Source organism: Leifsonia sp. 2MCAF36 (genome assembly GCF_052115525.1).
Taxonomy (GTDB): Bacteria; Actinomycetota; Actinomycetes; order Actinomycetales; family Microbacteriaceae; genus Leifsonia.
Genome location: NZ_JBFRGV010000001.1, coordinates 467,325 through 485,796, shown reverse-complemented (window position 1 = coordinate 485,796; position 18,472 = coordinate 467,325). Strand labels below are relative to the sequence as shown.

The window sequence follows — 18,472 nt, the reverse complement described above, 5'->3', positions numbered from 1 at the left end:
GGCTCATGAACACATCGCTTGAAACTGGTCCTACGACTGGACTCAGTAAGGAATATCTTCTGGCCCTGCCGAAGGCCGAACTCCACTGCCATCTCGGAGGCTGTGTCCCCACGGAGATGGCTGCACGGCTCGCGAAGAGCCATGGAGTGGAGATCCCGGAATCGGCCGTACGTCATGGCGGCCGTTACCGCTTTGCGAACTTCGACGAGGGCCTCATCGTGCTGAACGCGGTCACATCGTCAATGCAGACAGCCAGGGACTTCGAAGAGGTCACCTACGAGAGCCTGAAGGTCGCGGCGAGCGGAGGCGTGCGGTACCGCGAGCACTACTTCGATCCTCAGAACCACCCGAAGCTCAGCTACCCGGAGATGCTCAAGGGCATCCTGGCGGGGGCGCAGGCGGCTGAAGACGAGGTGGGAGTCGTTTCCCGCATTGTCCCGGCGATCAATCGGGAGCTGGGCGGGGAAGCCGCCGTCGAGCTGGTGCGTGAGATCATTCGTCATCCGCACGAGTACGTCGTCGGAATCGGGCTCGACTCCGACGAGAAGGCCGGAAGGCCTTCGGAGTTCGTCGCGGCGTATGATCTGGCTCGCGAAGCCGGGTTGAAGCTCTCCGCTCATGCCGGTGAGCACGGAAACCCGGACGAGGTCGAGGAAGCGCTGGACCTGCTCAAAGTGGACCGGCTCGACCACGGGTACGCCGCGCTTGAGGACGCCGAACTGTCGTCACGTCTGGCCGCATCCCAGCTGCCGGTGGCAGCGTGCTGGTTCGTCGACTACCCGGCGTGGGAGGTCCCGGGCCGCATTCGGGACCACAAGGCCATGGCAGCAGCGGGATGGAACTTCACCATCAACTCCGATGACCCGGCGCTGATCGGCCCTGAACTGCACGACTGCTACTTCGATGCTGCGACCCAGATGGGTTGGACGGTTGATGATGCAGAGCGGTACTCGTTGGCGGGCCTGGAAGGCAGTTTCGCAGACAGCCCCACCAAGGATCGACTGAGGGCTGAGTTCGAAGCAGAACTCGAACGTATACGTCCTCTAGCCTGAGGCGGACGGAAAGTCCTGAGTAACGGCGTATGGCCGGCTGTCACATCGTGGACGCCGGCCATACCGCTTTTGCGCAACACGTGCGGCATGCGAGCTCGATCGGCTCGGACGTGGTGGCCGGCGCTTGCGCGCGCTATAAAAAGTTGACTATGGTGACTTTTTAAGTAGAATGACTAGTCACTCTACATCTTTCAACGAATGGACAGACATGACCACCACCACCCCCGAGGCGCGGCCCGCGACGATCGCCTCGTCGCTGCGCGCCCTGTACTTCACTCGCTTCGCCTTCGCAATCGTGTGGGCGACGATCATCGCCCTCACTGCAGCGGCCGTCACGCCGATCAGCGCGACGCTGCTCGTGCTCTACCCCGTCTTCGACCTGCTCGCCGCCGTGATCGATCACCGAGCCTCGCGGGGCACCCGGTCGGCCGGACTGCTGTACGTGAACATGGCGCTGAGCCTGCTTGCTGCCGTCGGTCTGGCCTTCGCGGTCGGGTCCGGGCGGTCGGCGATACTTCTGGTCTGGGGGCTGTGGGCGATCACGGCCGGCGTTGTGCAGCTGGTCGTCGGCATCTCGCGGCGCTCTCTCGGCGGGCAGTGGCCGATGATCCTGAGCGGTGGGATCTCTGTCTTCGCCGGTGCCGGGTTCGCGCTGCAGTCGGCCGGTTCCTCCGCGTCACTTGTCAGCCTTGCCGGATACGCCACGCTCGGCGGGATCTTCTTCCTGGTGTCGGCGATCCGCCTGTCGCGTGCGGCAAAGGCGGGGAACCGATGAGCGGCGACATGTACGACGTCATCGTGATCGGCGGAGGTCCCGTCGGCGAGAACCTGGCCGACCGCGCGGTGCAGGGCGGCCTGACGGCGGTGATCGTGGAGGCCGAGCTGGTGGGAGGCGAGTGCTCGTACTGGGCGTGCATGCCGACCAAGGCGCTCCTCCGGGACGCCGCCGCGCTCCGAGCCGCCCGCAGCCTACCCGGCGCGGCCGCGGCCATCACCGGGAGGCTGGACACGGCCGCCGTGCTCGAACGCCGCGACCAGTTCGCTGCGCACTGGCACGACGACGGGCAGGTCTCCTGGCTCGAGAGCGCCGGCATCGCGCTGGTCCGCGGCCACGGCCGCCTCGTGGGGGAGCGCACGGTCGCAGTGACCAGGCCCGATGGGAGCGCCACGGTGCTGGAGGCCCGGCACGCCGTCGTCATCGCGACAGGCACGAGCGCGGCGGTTCCTCCGATTCCGGGGCTCGCCGAGGCGAGGCCGTGGACGAGCCGGGACGCGGTGGGAGCCGAACGCATCCCCGAGCGGCTCGCGATCATCGGCGGCGGCGTCGTCGGCGCCGAACTGGCGACCGCCTACAGCGCATTCGGCACGGCCGTGACGCTCATCGCCCGCGACGGGCTCCTGCCCCGCGTCGAGCCCTTCGCCTCCGCGCAGGTCGCGACCGCGCTGACCACGGACGGCGTCCGCCTGCTGATCGGCGCCGAGCCCACCGAGGTGTCGCGCGAGGACGACGGCACGGTGAGGATCGTCCTCGCCGTCGGCGAGACCGTCCGCGTGGACGAGCTGCTGGTAGCGACCGGCCGTCGGCCGAACACCGGCGACATCGGCCTGGAGAGCGTCGGCCTCATGCCAGGCAGCTGGCTCACGGTGGACGAGTCCCTCCGCGTCGTCGACGAGTCCGGCACCCCCATCGCGGGAGGCGGGCTCTACGCGACGGGCGACGTCAACGGGCGCGCTCTGCTGACCCACCAGGGCAAGTACCAAGCCCGTGCGGCGGGCGACGTGATAGCCGCGCGCGCCCGCGGTGGGGAGGTCGACGACGCCCCCTGGGGTCGCCATGCAGCGACCGCGGACCACCTTGCGGTACCGCAGGTCGTCTTCACGCATCCGGAGATCGCGTCGGTGGGCCACACGCTCGCCAGTGCGACCACGGCGGGCCTGCGGGTGCGCTCAGTCGAGTACGACCTCGGCGCGGTCGCCGGCGCCTCCCTGCACGCCGACGGCTACATCGGCCGGGTGAGCATGCTGATCGATGAGGATGCGGGCACGATCGCCGGCTTCACCGCCGTCGGTCCCGACACCGCCGAGCTCGTCCACGCCGCCACCGTGGCCATCGCGGGACAGGTGCCGATCGAGCGGCTCTGGCATGCCGTCCCCGCCTACCCGACAATGAGCGAGCTGTGGCTCCGCCTGCTGGAGACGGCCGGCAGCGACACCCGCACCCGAACCACAGACCAGCTCGTCACGAGCGACCGATAAGAAAAGGAAGAACAGTCATGCCGACCAAGATCACCCTGATCATCGACAATCCGGCCGACCCCACCGCTTTCGAGGACGCGTACACCGAGGTCGAGACCCTCGCACGCCGCCTCCCGGGGGTGCGCCGAGTGGAGGCGGCCAAAGTCTGGCCGAAGGAAGATGGAAGCCCCACGCCCGCGCACCGTACCCTCGACCTCTACTTCGACAGCTACGAGGAAGCCTCCGCCGCTGTCGCCACCCCGGTTGCCGGTGCGTTCTTCCAGCGACTGATCGGAACCGGTACCCCGTTCACCGGGCTGTTCTCGGACATCGCCCAGGATTGAGCCGGTCCACCACGACCGAAGCCGGGCCCGCTCTCTTTCAGGAGCGGGCCCGGCTTCGTCGGTCGTCGTGCCGGTGTCAGGCCCGCGGCCGCACCCGGAGGGTGACGATCTCGAACGGGCGCAGTGTGAGTCCGACGGGCTCCTCACCGCTCCAGTACCCCTCTCCCGTCTCCCGCTCGAGCAGATCCGTTCGCCAGGCGTCGATGAAGGGCACGCCGAATGTCAGAGCCGCGTCCGTACGGGCGCCCTGCGACTCGAACAGGCGGACGACGAGGTCGCCGGACCGATCCTCCGCGAGCTTCACCGCCTCCACCAGCACCGAGGCCGCCGAGACGGCGACGATGGGATCGACGGCAGTGCGCCCGGCGCGGTGCACGGATCGCACAGGAAGGTTGAGCGCGTAGCCGGACCGGGCGGCGTCGAGCGGCGTGGCGGCGAACCCGAGGGTGCTCCGGAACACGTGCACGCCCTGGTCGGCCGCAGGGTCGGGGAACGTCGGCGCGCGCAGCAGCGACTGGCGCACCAGCGTGGTCGTCCCTCCGTCCGGCCGCACGGTGCGGGTGACGTCGTGCCCGTAGGTGGACGCGTTGGCCACCACTGCTCCGAACCCCGGCTCGGCGACGTGCACCCAGCGGTGCGCGACGGTCTCGTAGCGGGCCGTATCCCATGACGTGTTGGCGAAGGTAGGCCGATCGATGTGCCCGAACTGGATCTCGGATGCGTAGGAGTCGGCCCGGAGGTCCAAGGGGAAGGCGAGCTTCAGGAGCTTCTCCTGCTCGTGCCAGTCCACCTCCGTCTCCACCTGGAGGTCCGTCGCGGTGGCGCCGAGGCGATACCGCTGGGTGATGAAGGAGCGGCCGAACGAGTGGCGGACCGCGAGTGCGCCGTCTTCGATGGTCACGCTCTCGGGGGAGCGAAGCTCCGTCACCGTGTGCGCATACGAACGGTCGATGTCCCACGCCTCGAACAGGTTCGGGCGGTCACGGAAGACCTGCAGCACGGCGCCGTCGTCACCGGCCGGGATGAGATCCCGACCCGAGACCAGGTCTTGCAGCGATACGAGCAGGCCGCCGGCGTCGAACCGGGCGCGAACACCTCCGTTCGCCAGTTCGAAGCCGCCGTCCGTGCGAACCGGCGAAGGGTGCTCGTTGCCGGCCGAGGCCGCCGCGACGGCACTCAGGGGCGCGACGCCCTCCAGCGGGACGGGCGCAGCATTGAAGTGGACCGTCGTCTCGCCGACTCCTGCCAGGGCGCGCTGGGCCCGCGTGATCAGCGCCTCGAGCTCCCGCTCGATCCTCTGGTACTCGGCTTCGGCCTCCTGGTGCACCCATGCGATCGCCGAACCGGGAAGGATGTCGTGGAACTGATGCAGCAGGACCGTGCGCCAGATCGCGTCGAGCTCGTCGTACGGGTATTCCACGAGGCGGCGAACAGCGGCGGCCGCACTCCACAACTCCGCCTCACGAAGCAGGTGCTCGCTCCGGCGGTTGCCGCGCTTGGTCTTCGCCTGGGAGGTGTAGGTGCCGCGATGGGTCTCGAGATACAGCTCTCCCGTCCACACAGCGGGTTTCGGGAGCGCGGCCTTCGCTCGATCGAAGAACTCTGCGGGTGAGCCGAGTGCCACACGCGGTGACCCTTCCAGATCGTGAGCGCGGTGAGCCGCCCCCAACATCTCGCGGGTGGGGCCGCCGCCGCCGTCGGACCAGCCGAAGAGGGTCGCCGACACCTCAGAGGTACCCTTTTCGGCGAACTGCCGCTGCGCCTTCGCCAGATCGGCTCCGCTGAGGTCAGAACCGTAGGTGTCATTCGGCGGGAAGTGCGTGAAGATGCGGCTGCCATCGATGCCCTCCCAGAGGAATGTGTGGTGCGGGAGGGTGTTGGTGTCGTTCCACGACATCTTCTGCGTCAGGAAGCTGTCGGCCCCCGACGACAGCGCGATCTGCGGGAAGGCGGCCGTGAAACCGAACGTGTCCGGGAGCCACGCCTCGCGGGCGATGCGACCGAACTCCTCCTGGAAGAACCGTTGGCCCTGAAGGAACTGGCGAACAAGGGACTCACCGCCGGGCATGTTCAGGTCGCTCTCGACCCACATCCCGCCGACGGGCACGAACCGGCCCTCGGCGACCCGGGCTCGGATGCGTTCGAACAGTTCGGGGTAGTGCTCCTTCACCCAGGCGAACTGCTGGGCGCTCGATGCGGCGAAGACGAACTCCGGGTCCTCGTCCATCAGATCGAGGACATTCGAGAACGTGCGTGCCGCCTTGCGCACGGTCTCCCGGGCGGGCCACAGCCATGCGGAATCCAGGTGCGCATGCCCGATCGCGACGATCGAGTGAGCGGACGTGGAGGCCGGTGCGCTGAGGGCCCCGGCGAGCTCGCTGCGGGCGGCGCGGGCCGATCCGGCGACATCCTCCGGGTCGATGGAGTCGCACATCCTGTCCAGGGCGCGGATGATCCCCGCCCGGCGAGGGAGGGCCGAGTCGAGTTGGCGGACGAGGCCTGCGAGCACGGAGATATCCGAAAGCAACTCGCTGACGTCATGGTCGCGCTGGACCAGGGCGACGTTCTGGAGGGTGTAGATCGGCTCCGAGCCGGCGGTGGCCTTATCGCCGAGGTGCGATACGGGCGGTCGCGGGGCCGGCATGAAGGGGCCCGGCAGTCCGGCACCGCCGTCGGAGGTGATGCGCGGGGACACGAAGAAGTGCGCCAACATGTTGGGATTGGAGGCGGCCTCCACGTAGAGATCGATCGTCCGCTCGTGCGCATCGACGTCGACCGCATTGTTGAACGGTTCGAGGCCTTTGACGATGCTGCCATCCGGGCGGTAGAACATGCCCTCCGATTGGAACGCGGGGACGAGTCCGGAGAACCCGAGGTCCACGATGACCTGCAGGGTCGTCCCGTCCGAGTCTGCGCTCCATTCGGTCGGGATCTCGCCGGTCAGGTGGAACCAGGTGGTGCCCCAGGGTCTGCTCCACTTCTGCCCGACGTGGAAGGGCGAGAACGTCTGCTTCACCGCCTCGGCGAAGGGCACAGGCTCGTCCGGGACCTCCCAGGCGCCGATGGTGAGGGGTGTGCTGCGGCGGCGCAGCGCGGGTGCCAGCTGGTCGCGGACGGTGTTCGCGACGCGATGCTCCACCCGGTCGAGATCGTCAGTCATGAGGGGCAGGGTACCAGAAAGTTCCGCGTGGAACATTCTTGACTTGCTACCGTGGTGCCCATGCAGAGCAAGCAAGCAGAGCCGCACGGGGCCGAGACGGAGGCCACGCCGGCAAAGGGGCCCGGTTCTCGCGGTCGCTACCCGAAAGGTGTGATGAGGCGTCAGCAGATCCTCGATCGCACGATCGAGGTCTTCGCGCAGCTCGGACTGGAAGGGACGAGTCTGCGGGCGATCGGCGAAGCGATCGGAGTGAGTCACGCTGCGCTGCGACGTTACTTCGAGACGAGGGAGGAGCTTTTCCTCGAGATCCTGCGCGAGAAGGACCGACAGGCCCTCGTCGACGCGCAGGAAAGCGGGCGCCTTTCCACCGACTTCGCCGGCCACCTCGACTCGTACGCGTCCGGGGCGCCGGGGCTCATGTCGCTGAGGCACAGCATGGTCGCCCGCGCGCTAGAGCCCGGAAACGAGTATTCGCGGACTTTCTTCGTCGAGCGGTACCGGCAGCTTCGCAGCGATGCGCTCGACATCCTCCGTCTGGCGCAGGGCGCGGGCCTGGTGCGTGAGAACATCTCGCTGGAGTCCGCATCCGCTCTGTTGATCGCGGCGATGGACGGGCTGTCCACGCAGTGGCTGCTCGACCCGGAGGTCGACATGCATGCCGGCATGGTGCTGTACGAGCAGCTGCTGCAGCCGGTCGGTGACGGAAGCAAATAAAAAGTTCCAAGTGGGGCTTTTAGTGTTATCTTGGTCTCTGCCCGGGGGCATCCGCACCCGGAAACCCGCTTGCAGAGAGAAGTCAACGTGGACGAGCCCAAGCCCTTCACCGTCCCCGCCGCGTTCAGCACAGAAGTGTTCCCGTCGGACCAGGTCGTCGCATCGGCGCCCGGCCCGGCGCGTCCTTCGCGCTACCCGATGGTCGCCATCCCCCTTGCGATCCTCGGCTTCTCGATCGCCCTGGTCCCTCCGCTGGTGATCACGATCGCGCTCCGACTCCGAGAGCTGGATCTCGCGAACTCGGCCGCCGATCTGGGAGTCGTCCTCGGCATCGGAGCGCTCTTCTCCCTCCTCGCCAATCCGCTGGCGGGCCGCATCTCCGACAGGACGACCAGCAGGTTCGGGATGCGCAAACCCTGGATCGTCGCCGGCGGCCTGGTCGGATACGTGGGAATCGCCGTCATCGCGGTCGCGCCCAGCGTCGCGCTGGTCCTGGTCGGGTGGAGCATCGCCCAGGTCGGCCTGAACTTCGCTCTCGCGGCCCTGGTCGCGATGCTGCCCGACCAGATCGGCCCGGAGCGTCGAGGCCGCACCGCCTCCTTCATCAGCCTGGCGCAGAACGTCGGTGGCGTCGCCGCCACCTTCCTGGTCCAGCTCTTCCCGGTCGGGCTCGTCCAGAGCCTCGTCCCCAGCCTGATCGGCGTCGCGCTCATGATCGGCATGGTGCTTCCCGTGAAGGACCGCATCGCCACGCGCGGCCCGAAAGAGCCGTTCAACGCGCGGGAGTTCTTCGGCGCTTTCGTCTTCAACCCGCGCAAGCATCCCGACTTCGGCTGGGCATGGCTGACGCGCTTCTTCCTCACCACCACGCAGTTCACCGCGACCAGCTACCTGACTTACTTCCTCATCTCCCAGTTCGGAGTACCCGACTCCAAGGCCCCCACTCTCGTGTTCCAGGCGATCCTGGCCAACGCCGTCGGCATCCTGCTCGTCACCCCCGTGCTCGGATGGCTCTCCGACCGCCTCCGGCGGCGTAAGCCGTTCGTCGTACTCTCGTCGGTCATTGCCGTCGTCGGGCTCACGATCATCGCGTTGGCGCCGTCGATCGCGGTGGTGCTCCTCGGCGAGCTCGTTCTCGGTGCCGGGCTGGGGGCCTTCTTCGCTGTGGAGTTGGCGCTCCTCACCGACGTGCTGCCCAGCCCGGACACAGCGGCGAAGGACCTCGGCGTCGCGAACCTCGCCCAATCGCTGCCGCAATCCCTCATTCCCGTCGCCGCTCCCGCCCTCATCGCGGCGTTCGGATACCCGGGCCTCTTCATCAGCGGGGCGATCTTCGGGGTGCTCGGCGCCCTCAGCGTCACCCGCGTCAAGAAGGTGAGATGAGCTCGCCCTGACTGGCGCCGGTGATGAAGGTGGTTTCCGAATCGACGCTCTGAATCAATGCCGCGCTGAAAAGGCTTCCCACATGTCGGAGGTCGCCGAGACCGTTGCCTTCCTCGCCTCCGATCGAGCGGCCGCCATGACGGGAACGGTCGTGAATCTGTCGGGTGGAGCCCTGGTCGATTAGTGCCAAGAGGAACGTCAAGCCTCGCGACGTCGATGCGGTTGGTTGGTGAAGCGCCCCTGACCGCATTCAAGCGGGCCGCGTTCGTCGGCTGTCTGGTTCGTCCCACAGGCGTCGAAGATCACCGACAACCTGATCGGAGCGGGCTTCAGGGGCCGCTCGATCTACGCCGAGAATCACGGCGGGCTCCTGATCACCGCGAACAACGTCTTCCCCCGCGGTGCCAGCAGCGTCCACCTCAGCGGCGTCACGCGCTCGAGCATCACCAATAACCGGCTGCATTCGTTCTACCCGGGGATGGTGCTGCTCGCCGCGAACAGTTCGGAGAACCTCGTCGCCTCGAATCACTTCCTCCGTGATCATGAGCCCTGGACGCCGTTTCTCGGGGTCGACAACGGACGGGACGACCTGTTCGGGCTTCTTTCGGTCAGTGGCAGCAACAACTCCGTCATCGGCAACCACTTCTCGGAAGTCATCGACTCGCAGAGCATCCGTCCGGCCGGTGCGACGCCCGTCATCATCAGGCTGATGAGCGGGGGCGGCAACTACGTCTCCAGCAACCACGTGGTCGCAATGGACGTCAACGCGAAGTCGAGTGACTCCGCCTACGCAGCTCAGGTGGACGCGCTGCTGGCGACCGGGTCGTCGGAGGGTCTCGCCGTCATGGCCGTCACGGTCGACCCGCAGTCGGTCCGCAACACGATCCTCGACTCGGGGACTGAGGCTCACGTGGTCGTCGATCGCGCGGTCAACGCTTTCAGGCCCACACCGTCGGTTGGAGAGTAGACGTGAACTCTACTCATGGGACGGGAAGTCGACCACCGTACTGCCCACCGGAACCGGGACCAGTGTGCCGGCGCCGACCACGCAGGTAACTGTAGAATGACCAGTCACTCTACACAATCGCAACCGTAGGTGCCAGGAGTGATCGACGCATGCAGCGGAGGCGGAGAACTTATGATCGGGGATGTGAAGGTGTCGATGCGTGAGGTACTGGTCGACGCAGCGACGGAGCTGTTCTATGCGGAGGGCCTCCGCGCGGTGAGCGTCGAGAAGGTCATCGAACGCGCGCACACCACGAAGGTGACGTTCTATCGCCACTTCAAAAGCAAGGACGACCTGGTCGTGGCCCACCTCGAGCGTCGGGCTCAGCAGGAGCGCGACGGGATCACCGGTGCCATCGAGGAGGGAGGCGGCGACCCCGACCGCGCCTTCGCCGTGATCGCCGAGGGGCTGGGCGCGATGGCATGTCTTCCCGGATTCCGGGGCTGCCCGTTCATCAACGCGGCCGCCGAGTACCCCGATCCCAGCAGCTCGGTGCGCAGGACGGTCAGTCAGCACCGCGCCTGGTACAAGAAGACCTTCGCCGAGCTGGTCAGCCCGCTCGGGCTTCCCGACCCGGTGGCCGTCGCAGACGACATCATGCTCATCCGCGACGGCGCGATGGTCGCCGGCTATCTGGACGAGCCCGACACGCTCGCTGCTTCGTTCCTCCGCAGCATCCGCGCCCTCATCCAGCCGCGCTGAGGAGATGTCCTCCGAGTGGATTGGGCTGGTCGCCGTTGCGCCGAAGTCTTCGGCGACGTGTCACCTGTAGACCGGGGCTGCTAACGGCTCGCAGTGATCTCCACTTCGAATCGGCAGTCACGTGCCAGGGCGGCGACGCCGACAGTGGCTCGAACGGGCGGGTTTCTGGGAAAGAGCTCGCGGAAGATCTGGTCCATTTCGGGGAAATCGGCGAAGTCCATGAGGTAGATGACACACCTCACGACAGATTCCAGCCCGAGCCCAACGTTGGAGAGCAGCCCCGCAGCACTGGCGAAAGCGGCGCGCACTTCTGCCGCGAAATCGGCGGGGTAAGTCTCCGGACGGCCACCCAAACTGCCGACCTGACCTGCAAGAAAGACCAGCTGACCTGCCTCGACTACCTGCGAATAGGAGTCGTGACCGGGCTGTACACCTTCAATGGGAGGAATGGTCTTCGTCACTTTCAGTTCCGATCGTGTGTAGGGTTCAGCGCTGCTGGGGATTCGGTGGTGTAAGCGGCTAGGACAGGTGGCCGCGTGCGTCGACGGGCCATCGACCCGCCACGGTTCCGGCATCGATGACGATGTACTCGCCGAACAGATTGGCCACCGGGCAGGCGTGGTTCGGTACCACGATGAGGACGTCTCCCACGGACGGGCGCGTCACGCCCTCGTGTATCGAAAGGTACCCGTGGTGCTCGTTGAGGAGGCGAAGCGAACTCCCCGGCAGTGAGGGAACCAGCCCATATCCCTTTTCCGCGTTGCCCTCCCTGCCGAGGGCCTTTGTTCCAGCGTCGATGATCACTTGCCCTTCGACAGCGGTACTGACCACCGTGGTGGCGACGAAGAGGCCGACATCCGCGAGACTTTCGCACGTGCCGAGGCGCACATTGTCGGCATCGTTGAAGATGTACTCGCCGGGCCGTGATTCCGTTATCGGGGCGTGCGCGGAGATCACGGCTGTGGGGGTGGAGCCTGCGCTGACGATTCCCACGGGTATGCCCTGTGCCGAAAGGGAGGCGATGGCCTGTTCGACGGCGTGAACCTCATCGGCCGCACCGCTGAAGCGTGCGTCCTTGGACGTGCCAGCATGACCGGCGTAGGTGAAGATCCCCACAACGTCGAGACCGAGCTGCTGACACTCGGCTGCCAGGTCGCCGGCTTCCTCTGATCTCACTCCCGTGCGATGAGCCCCGCTGTCGATCTCCACGAGCACTCGCAGCGGCCGGTCCGCACCGCGGGTAGCATTTGCCAGCTGTTGTGCTCCTGCGGTGGAATCCACTCCGACGGAAAACGACCGTACCCGCTGGTGAAGACCCATGATCCGTCCAGCCCGACGTGCCGAACCGGCCCAGATCGTGTAGGCGAGAAAGATGTCCTCGACGCCCGCATCTGCGAAGACTTCGGCCTCCCCGACGCTCGAAACGGTAATCCCCACCGCTCCAGCTTCTAGCTGGCGTCGCGCGAGATCGACTGACTTATGGGATTTCACGTGCGGGCGGAGGTTGACGCCCCTGCTGGTAATGGCGCCCTGCATGCGGGTGATGTTCGCGTCGACGACCTCGAGGTCGATCACGACGGCCGGCGTCTCGATCGTGCTCAGTTCTTCGGCGTTCAGCATCTTCTTGTGCTCCAATCACGTGCCGTTACAGGCGGCGCGCCATCACCAGGGCAGAGGCGAGCGGTCGTAGAAGTAGCCTCCTGAGGGGCCGTCTGAGGGCAGAGTGGCCAGCCAAACGGCGGTGTCTGCTCCGACCTCTACAGTCCTCGTCGCGTTCGGACTCATTCGCGTCCGCGTGTAGCCGGGCGACGCGGCGTTGACCAGGATTCCTGTCGAGCGCAACTCCGCTGCGAGAACCACGGTCAACATGTTCAGCGCTGCTTTGGAGATGCGATAGGCAGGAGACTCCTCATCGGCCGTCAACTCCATGGACGCCATGTTGCTCGACATGTTGACGATCCGCCCAAAGCCAGCGACCCGCATATGGGGCACCACAGCGCGAGCACACGCCCACGAGCCGATCAGGTTCGTGTCCAAGGTCCTGCGAATCGTGTCGAAATCGGGCTCCGATGGCCGATGGCCTGGTCCATCGATTGCGATGCCGGCGTTGTTCACCAGCACATCGATCCCGCCGAATTCGCTGACAGCCGTAAGGGCGGCCCGGTGGATCGAATCAGGCTCCGTCACGTCCAACTCGACTGCCGAACTGCGGAACCCGAGAGCCCTGAGCTCGTTCGCTGAGCTCTCACCATCGGCTTTGCTCCTGGCTCCCACCATGACATGGTGGCCCCGCGCGCCAAGTTGCCGGGCGATCTCGAGGCCAATACCTCGATTGCCCCCCGTCACGAGAGCGACCTTTCCCTCCGGCTCGGCAGTCATGACAGTGCTTTCCCGTAACCGCTCCCACCACGACCGGTGAATCGGTCGGGCCTGAGGAAATCGAAGCCGGGTTCCTCCTGTCCGCCGAGGGCCTCCCGGGCAGCCATGGCGCCGAACGCTGACGACATCTTGAAGCCGGTGCCTGAAAATCCTGTCGCGTAGTAGATGCGCGGGCTGGAACCCGAAGTCCCCAGGAGGGCCGCCTCGTCATCCGTGAAGAGATCCGGGTAGGCATCCGACCGGACGATGTCGGGGATCAGTCCGGGGAGGAACTCGGCGACCGTTTCCTCGGTCTCGGCGATCTCTTCAGGCGTGAGTTCCCTTTGCACCGAGGCGGCGTCCGCGGCCGGGGAGCTGCGCCCGTCGAGCGTGGCCTTGACCGTTACGCGATCCACCGTCGGCGCGCCGTAAAGAGATCGATCGCCTGAGATCCGAATGAAGATGGGGAAGCGTTCGGGAACGAACTGCGTGGCGTCGCGTGCGGCGAACCAAGACAGATAGGAACGACGAGGCCGGACCCACCGTCGCAATCCGTCCGGAAGCAAGGTCGTCGACCATCCACCGCCGGCGACGATGACTCGATCGAAGGTCCACGACGATGTCCCGGAGTGCACGATCACTCCATCGGCCACTTCGCGGATTTCTTCCACAGCGGTGTGGCGCATGATCGACGCACCGTTGGCCCGAGCGACGTCGAGCGCAGAAAGAACGGCGCGATCGGTGCGGAGGAAGCCGGCTTGGGCGTCGAAGACCGCGCACTCACCTTCACGGAGGTTGTGCTGTGGATACCGCTCAGCCATTCGGGCCTGGTCGAGGATCTCGTGCGGTGCACCTGTGCGATGGATCGATTCGAGAAGCTGCGGGATGTACGTCTCGTCGGGTGAGCCGATGGAGAGCCCACCGCACTGCGTGAGGATGCTCTGCGATGACTCCGCCTCGAGTTCACGCCACAGGTCTCTCGAGCGCTGAAGTATCGGATAGTAGTTGTGCTCGCCTCGGTAGGTCATGCGGAACAACCTTGTGTCGCCGCCTACTGCGCTCCGCGGGTGGCCGGGGCTTTCGGCCTCGAACCCCACAACGGACTGCGAGATCTGGGAAGCCTGCCACAGAGCCATGCTCCCGATGCTGCCGATGCCGATGACCGCGAGCTGCCCGTCGGTCACTACAACACCATCCTCAGGAATTGCTTCGTCCGTGGCTCTTTCGGATTGGTGATGACCTCGCGTGCGTCGCCGCGCTCGACGACGACCCCGCCGTCCATGAAGATCAGAGTGTCTGCCACCTCTCGAGCGAATCCCATTTCGTGGGTGGCGATCAGCATGGTCATACCGCGCTCGGCCAGATCTTGCATCACGCCCAGAACTTCGCCGACCCACTCGGGGTCGAGGGCACTGGTCGGTTCGTCGAACAGCATGACGCTCGGGTCCATCGCCAACGCACGAGCGATCGCAACCCGCTGTTGCTGGCCACCGGAGAGCTGGGACGGATAGTGGCCTTCGAGTCCCTTGAGGCCCACGCTTGTGAGAAGCTCCGTGGCTCGAATGCGGGATTCCCTCTTATTGGCCCCTTTGACCAGCACGGGGCCGGACATGACGTTCTCGGCGGCCGTCATGTTCGGGAACAGGTTGAACTGCTGAAAGACGACCCCCATCTTCGTCCGCTGCCGTGCTACCTGCTTGGGACTGAGCGCTTGATACGCGGTGGGAGTCTCGTAGTATCCGAGGTCCTCGCCATTGACGCGCAGGACGCCCGAATCGACCGATTCGAGACCGTCGATACAGCGCAGCAGCGTCGACTTCCCCGAACCACTGGGGCCGATGATGCAGCAGATCTCGCCAGACGCGACATCCAGATCGATGCACTGCAGCACCGTTCGGTCACCGAAACATTTGCGCAGGCCCCGCACGTGGACTGTGCCGAGTTCGCTCATTTTCCCTCACCTATCTGGATGCTCTCGGTGGGCATGATTGTTCGCCCGATTGCCGCGGTGGAGCGCGAATACCGCTTCTCGATCAGAGACTGCGGGTAGCTCAACAGAAGGGTCATCGCCAGGTACCACAGGCATGCCACGATCAGCAGGGGGATGGTCTGGTACGTTCGCGCGTAGATCAGTTGTGCGCTCTCCAAGAGTTCCGCCACCCCCAGCACGCTGACGAGCGATGTCTCTTTGAACATCCCGATCACCTGGTTGCCGGTCGCTGGAATGATCGCCGGCATCGCTTGCGGGATGATGATCTTGCGCATTTTCGTCATCCCGCTCATCCCGAGCGAGTCGGCAGCCTCGAGTTGCCCCTTGCCGACCGAGGTGAATCCTCCGCGAATGATCTCCGCCATGTATGCGGCCTCATTGAGTGAGAGTCCAATGATCGCCGCCGTTGTGGCACTCATGATCTGATTCACGTTGATCGTCTGAGAAACATCGGTGAAGGGGATCCCGATGGCCAAGTGCGGATACAGCGCCGCCAGGTTGAACCAGAAGATCAGCTGGACCAGTACGGGCGTGCCTCGGAAGAAGGTGATGTAAGCGGATGCTGCCAGCATGATCGGACGGATCGAGGATGCACGCATGACGGCGACCAACAGGCCGATGAGCGTCCCGAGGACCATGGAGACCGCCGTCAAGACGAGCGTGAGTCCGAGCCCGCGAAGGATGGACGCAGACGTGAAGTACTGCGCAACCACGTCCCACTGATAGTTGGGGTTGGTCGTGAGCGAGTACACCAGGCCGGCCGCCAGGAGGATGAAAACCACCCACGAGACGTACTCCAGCACGCTCTTGCGGTGGACCCTCGGCTTTTCTGACGCATCCACGGTGTCCACTCTCCCTATCTCGCTGGTGCGACCGATAGCGGGCGCTTTCACAGACACGACTACTGCTGCAATGTTGCTGTCGTGATCGCGCCGGCACCCAAGCCCCAATTATTGAGCGCCTTCTTGTATTGGGGGCTGTCCAGGACCGCTTGCGTTGCAGCGTGCAGGGCGGGGATCAGCGGGGAATCCTTGGCGATTCCGAGCGCGACAAGATCGGTTCCGGTCTGCTTCTTGTATTGCGGAGTCAGCAGTTCGAACGACTGCGACTGCTTCTTCGCCGCCCAGCCGAGCGAGCTCGTGTCGTAGAAGACGCCGTCAAGCCGCTTGGACGCGAGCTGGGTGAGTGCATCCTGAACGTTCGGCAGAATGACCGGCTTCACGGGCTGCGCGCCAGCTGACTCGCACTTCTGCGAAATCAGCGGAATGTATTGTTCGGCCTGTGTCGACCCCACGGTTACACCGATGCTGTGGCCGCACAGAGAATTGTTGGCCAAGCTCAGCTTGGCCGGGTTACCGCTACTGACCACCAGAGACGAACCTGCGTCCCAGTAATCGATCATGCTGAGTACCTTCAGACGAGCAGGCGTAGCACTCATGTCCGTTGCGGTGAAGTCGTACCGACCGGCCGCGATGCCCGGAACGATGGTATCGAATGACACGTTCTCGATCTGGATCTTCAGGCCGAGCTTCTTGCCGATCAGCCGCGCGAAATCCGGATTGAATCCGATCGCCGTAGCGTTGTCGGAGGCCAGAAACGAGGTGGGCGGATAGTTCAGGTCCATCGCGACAGTGAGCACGCCTGCCTTCTTCGTCGCGGCCGGCAGCAGCTTGGCGGCGGCCGGATCGACCTTCACACCCGCTGTTACATCGGTTGAGCTCGACCCGGCGGCTGAATCTCCGCCGGAGGAGGCGCTACAGCCGCTCACAGCCAGGAGAAGTGCGGCGCCTGCGGCGGCTAATGTCAGGGTTTTTGCGGATCTCATGGTTCGTCCTTCCGGGGCAAGTGACGTCTTCGTGACTCACATAAAACCATGGTCTCGGCAGATTGTCGACAATCTGCCACGAACTTGCATTACTGCAATTTGCTGGAATGCGCGATCAGGGGCCGACCGCCGGCAGAGGAGAGGTGAGGCGGGTCGCCGCGACGTTCAGATGCGAACTGAGCGCGTCAAGGATTTCGTCGAGGTTGCCACCGACGAGCAACTCGATCAGATGCTCGTGATCTGCCACGAGGTCTAGCCCGGCGGGATAGGCGATTTCAAGACGGTTGATGCATGCAAGCGCTTCGGCCGAAAGGATGGTGTACGCATGCAGGAGACGGGAGTTGCCGGCAGCAGCGATCAGCCCTGTGTGAAATTCGAGATCGATAGCCGAGACTTGGCGTCTGTCGCCGGCCCGGATGGCGTCGGCGAGGCTCGGCAGAATCCGACTCAGTTGTTTTGCTGCACTCGAACGTGCTGCAGATCCCCCCGACACGATCTGGGACGCTGCATGCTTTTCCATGGCAAGGCGAGCGTCGTAGATCTCTCGGATGTCGTCCGGAGTGAAAGACACGACAGAGACCCCCTTGTTCCTGGCGGCGACCACGAGCCTCTCTTGTACGAGCTGCTGCAACGCCTCCCTGACCGGGGCTCGGGAGACCCCGAGTTGGCCCGCGATCTTCGCCTCGCCGAGCTGTTCGCCCGGCCGCAATGTACCGTCGATGATCATTTGCCTCAGCTCGTCGCTGATGCGGTCAGCGGTCGATCTCAACTCGAGCGCCTTCAGATTGCTCAGACCGGCCATCACGTACCTCCACCGCGGGTATAGCTGAGGCGGCGCCCCCGCAGGCTGCCCGCCGAGGCCGCAGGCATAGCTGACCCCGCTCTCTATCTTGGCATGCAATGATGCTGTCAACAAACGGTTGCCGACTGTCGACAATCGGCACATTTGAAGATATGTTGATCACGAACTGCAGGAAGATCTCCGGGACCCTTCGGAGAGCCCGGAGCCAGAAGATTGGACACGTTATGCCAAACACGAACTTTCGACCGAAATACGTCTCGTTCGACTGCTACGGCACCTTGATCAATTTCGAGATCGAGAGCGTCACGCGTCGGCTGATCGGCAACCGCCTGTCGGAGGAACAGATCAAGACTTTCCTTCCTCAGTTCAGCAAGTACCGGTACGACCAGGTGTGCGGCTCGTACTACGCCTACCCCGAGGTTCTTCACGATGCCTACACCCGTACGTGCCGCAAATGGGGTCTCGATGTGCAGGCCGATGCCGGGGAGCAGCTTGCGGCCGCGGTCCTCACCTGGGGTCCGCACCCGGGTGTCGTCGAACCGCTGAAGAAGATGGCCGCGAACTTCGAACTCGTGATCCTCTCCAACGCCGACACGCGTTTCCTCGAAACGTCCGTTCCGAAGCTCGAGGCCGACTTCCATGCCGTCTATACGGCCGAGCAGGCCGGCTTCTACAAGCCGCGCTATCAGGCCTTCGAATACATGGTCGACCAGCTCAACGCGACGCCGGAGGACTTCCTGCACGTGTCATCACACACGCGTTACGACCTGATGCCGGCCGATGATCTCGGCTTCACGAACAAGGTCATGCTGGACCGCGGGTACGACCCGCAGAGCCCGGCCTACAACTACACGTTGGTCAATTCGCTTGACGAACTGAATTCCCTTCTCGGAATCTGAAC

General features: G+C 65.0%; 17 protein-coding genes and 1 pseudogene. 9 read left to right on the top strand and 9 right to left on the bottom strand.

Going from position 1 to position 18,472, the window contains the following annotated elements:
• Positions 1-5 precede the first annotated feature (5 nt).
• The 4 genes from add (at position 6) to AB4079_RS02170 (ending at position 3,631) form a co-directional block, all read left to right on the top strand.
• The gene (gene add / locus AB4079_RS02185; protein WP_441785636.1) at positions 6-1,052 is read left to right on the top strand and encodes an adenosine deaminase; all 1,047 of its coding nucleotides are present in this window, start codon (positions 6-8) and stop codon (positions 1,050-1,052) included.
• 208 nt (positions 1,053-1,260) lie between these two features.
• The gene (locus AB4079_RS02180) at positions 1,261-1,827 is read left to right on the top strand and encodes a hypothetical protein (RefSeq protein WP_441785635.1); all 567 of its coding nucleotides are present in this window, start codon (positions 1,261-1,263) and stop codon (positions 1,825-1,827) included.
• Positions 1,824-3,308, top strand: a complete 1,485-nt coding sequence (locus AB4079_RS02175) for a dihydrolipoyl dehydrogenase family protein (RefSeq protein ID WP_441785634.1) — start codon at positions 1,824-1,826, stop codon at positions 3,306-3,308. The genes AB4079_RS02180 and AB4079_RS02175 overlap by 4 nt, the downstream gene beginning before the upstream one ends.
• A gap of 17 nt (positions 3,309-3,325) precedes the next feature.
• Complete coding sequence (locus AB4079_RS02170) at positions 3,326-3,631, top strand: EthD family reductase (RefSeq protein ID WP_441785633.1); 306 nt, start codon at positions 3,326-3,328, stop codon at positions 3,629-3,631.
• 76 nt (positions 3,632-3,707) lie between these two features.
• On the opposite strand, the gene AB4079_RS02165 is transcribed toward AB4079_RS02170, so the two are convergent.
• Positions 3,708-6,791, bottom strand: coding sequence for an alpha-mannosidase (locus AB4079_RS02165; RefSeq protein ID WP_441785632.1), 3,084 nt, complete (start codon positions 6,789-6,791; stop codon positions 3,708-3,710).
• A gap of 60 nt (positions 6,792-6,851) precedes the next feature.
• Here AB4079_RS02165 and AB4079_RS02160 point away from each other — a divergent pair, with 60 nt between their 5' ends.
• The 4 genes and pseudogenes from AB4079_RS02160 (at position 6,852) to AB4079_RS02145 (ending at position 10,596) form a co-directional block, all read left to right on the top strand.
• Positions 6,852-7,505 carry a TetR/AcrR family transcriptional regulator gene (locus AB4079_RS02160; protein WP_441785631.1) on the top strand — a complete coding sequence of 218 codons (654 nt, stop codon included), beginning with the start codon at positions 6,852-6,854 and terminating at the stop codon, positions 7,503-7,505.
• An 87-nt stretch (positions 7,506-7,592) separates the two neighbouring features.
• A complete protein-coding gene (locus tag AB4079_RS02155) occupies positions 7,593-8,888 on the top strand; it encodes an MFS transporter (protein WP_441785630.1) in 1,296 nt (431 codons plus the stop codon).
• A 289-nt stretch (positions 8,889-9,177) separates the two neighbouring features.
• Positions 9,178-9,855, top strand: a pseudogene (locus tag AB4079_RS02150) (right-handed parallel beta-helix repeat-containing protein); the annotation flags it as partial.
• Between the two features lie 171 nt (positions 9,856-10,026).
• A complete protein-coding gene (locus tag AB4079_RS02145; RefSeq protein WP_441785629.1) occupies positions 10,027-10,596 on the top strand; it encodes a TetR/AcrR family transcriptional regulator in 570 nt (189 codons plus the stop codon).
• Between the two features lie 80 nt (positions 10,597-10,676).
• Here the strand turns inward: AB4079_RS02145 and AB4079_RS02140 are convergent, their stop codons facing one another.
• From AB4079_RS02140 to AB4079_RS02105, 8 genes are all read right to left on the bottom strand, one after another.
• The gene (locus AB4079_RS02140) at positions 10,677-11,057 is read right to left on the bottom strand and encodes a RidA family protein (protein ID WP_441785628.1); all 381 of its coding nucleotides are present in this window, start codon (positions 11,055-11,057) and stop codon (positions 10,677-10,679) included.
• Positions 11,058-11,115: 58 nt separating this feature from the next.
• Positions 11,116-12,216, bottom strand: a complete 1,101-nt coding sequence (locus tag AB4079_RS02135) for an alanine racemase (RefSeq protein WP_441785627.1) — start codon at positions 12,214-12,216, stop codon at positions 11,116-11,118.
• A gap of 42 nt (positions 12,217-12,258) precedes the next feature.
• Positions 12,259-12,975 carry an SDR family oxidoreductase gene (locus tag AB4079_RS02130; protein WP_441785626.1) on the bottom strand — a complete coding sequence of 239 codons (717 nt, stop codon included), beginning with the start codon at positions 12,973-12,975 and terminating at the stop codon, positions 12,259-12,261.
• Entirely contained in the window at positions 12,972-14,138 is a 1,167-nt protein-coding gene (gene solA, locus AB4079_RS02125) for an N-methyl-L-tryptophan oxidase (protein WP_441785625.1), read from the bottom strand. Before solA ends, AB4079_RS02130 begins: the two co-directional genes overlap by 4 nt.
• Entirely contained in the window at positions 14,138-14,905 is a 768-nt protein-coding gene (locus AB4079_RS02120; protein WP_441785624.1) for an amino acid ABC transporter ATP-binding protein, read from the bottom strand. Before AB4079_RS02120 ends, solA begins: the two co-directional genes overlap by 1 nt.
• Positions 14,902-15,795: an amino acid ABC transporter permease gene (locus AB4079_RS02115; protein WP_441785623.1), complete on the bottom strand. Its 894-nt coding sequence runs from the start codon at positions 15,793-15,795 to the stop codon at positions 14,902-14,904. The genes AB4079_RS02120 and AB4079_RS02115 overlap by 4 nt, the downstream gene beginning before the upstream one ends.
• A 50-nt stretch (positions 15,796-15,845) precedes the next feature.
• Positions 15,846-16,640, bottom strand: a complete 795-nt coding sequence (locus AB4079_RS02110; RefSeq protein ID WP_441785622.1) for an ABC transporter substrate-binding protein — start codon at positions 16,638-16,640, stop codon at positions 15,846-15,848.
• 244 nt (positions 16,641-16,884) lie between these two features.
• A complete protein-coding gene (locus AB4079_RS02105; RefSeq protein WP_441785621.1) occupies positions 16,885-17,571 on the bottom strand; it encodes a GntR family transcriptional regulator in 687 nt (228 codons plus the stop codon).
• A 224-nt stretch (positions 17,572-17,795) separates the two neighbouring features.
• Here AB4079_RS02105 and AB4079_RS02100 point away from each other — a divergent pair, with 224 nt between their 5' ends.
• Positions 17,796-18,470, top strand: coding sequence for a haloacid dehalogenase type II (locus AB4079_RS02100; RefSeq protein ID WP_441785620.1), 675 nt, complete (start codon positions 17,796-17,798; stop codon positions 18,468-18,470).
• Positions 18,471-18,472 lie beyond the last annotated feature (2 nt).

What these genes read in the sequence shown, in the direction of transcription:
- AB4079_RS02165 (WP_441785632.1), bottom strand. Translation starts at nt 6,791, where the DNA reads ATGACTGACGATCTCGACCGGGTGGAGCATCGCGTCGCGAACACCGTC.
- AB4079_RS02130 (WP_441785626.1), bottom strand. Translation starts at nt 12,975, where the DNA reads ATGACTGCCGAGCCGGAGGGAAAGGTCGCTCTCGTGACGGGGGGCAAT.
- AB4079_RS02175 (WP_441785634.1), top strand. Translation starts at nt 1,824, where the DNA reads ATGAGCGGCGACATGTACGACGTCATCGTGATCGGCGGAGGTCCCGTC.
- AB4079_RS02145 (WP_441785629.1), top strand. Translation starts at nt 10,027, where the DNA reads ATGATCGGGGATGTGAAGGTGTCGATGCGTGAGGTACTGGTCGACGCA.
- AB4079_RS02160 (WP_441785631.1), top strand. Translation starts at nt 6,852, where the DNA reads ATGCAGAGCAAGCAAGCAGAGCCGCACGGGGCCGAGACGGAGGCCACG.
- AB4079_RS02100 (WP_441785620.1), top strand. Translation starts at nt 17,796, where the DNA reads ATGCCAAACACGAACTTTCGACCGAAATACGTCTCGTTCGACTGCTAC.
- AB4079_RS02135 (WP_441785627.1), bottom strand. Translation starts at nt 12,216, where the DNA reads ATGCTGAACGCCGAAGAACTGAGCACGATCGAGACGCCGGCCGTCGTG.
- AB4079_RS02180 (WP_441785635.1), top strand. Translation starts at nt 1,261, where the DNA reads ATGACCACCACCACCCCCGAGGCGCGGCCCGCGACGATCGCCTCGTCG.
- AB4079_RS02105 (WP_441785621.1), bottom strand. Translation starts at nt 17,571, where the DNA reads ATGGCCGGTCTGAGCAATCTGAAGGCGCTCGAGTTGAGATCGACCGCT.
- add (WP_441785636.1), top strand. Translation starts at nt 6, where the DNA reads ATGAACACATCGCTTGAAACTGGTCCTACGACTGGACTCAGTAAGGAA.
- AB4079_RS02120 (WP_441785624.1), bottom strand. Translation starts at nt 14,905, where the DNA reads ATGAGCGAACTCGGCACAGTCCACGTGCGGGGCCTGCGCAAATGTTTC.
- AB4079_RS02170 (WP_441785633.1), top strand. Translation starts at nt 3,326, where the DNA reads ATGCCGACCAAGATCACCCTGATCATCGACAATCCGGCCGACCCCACC.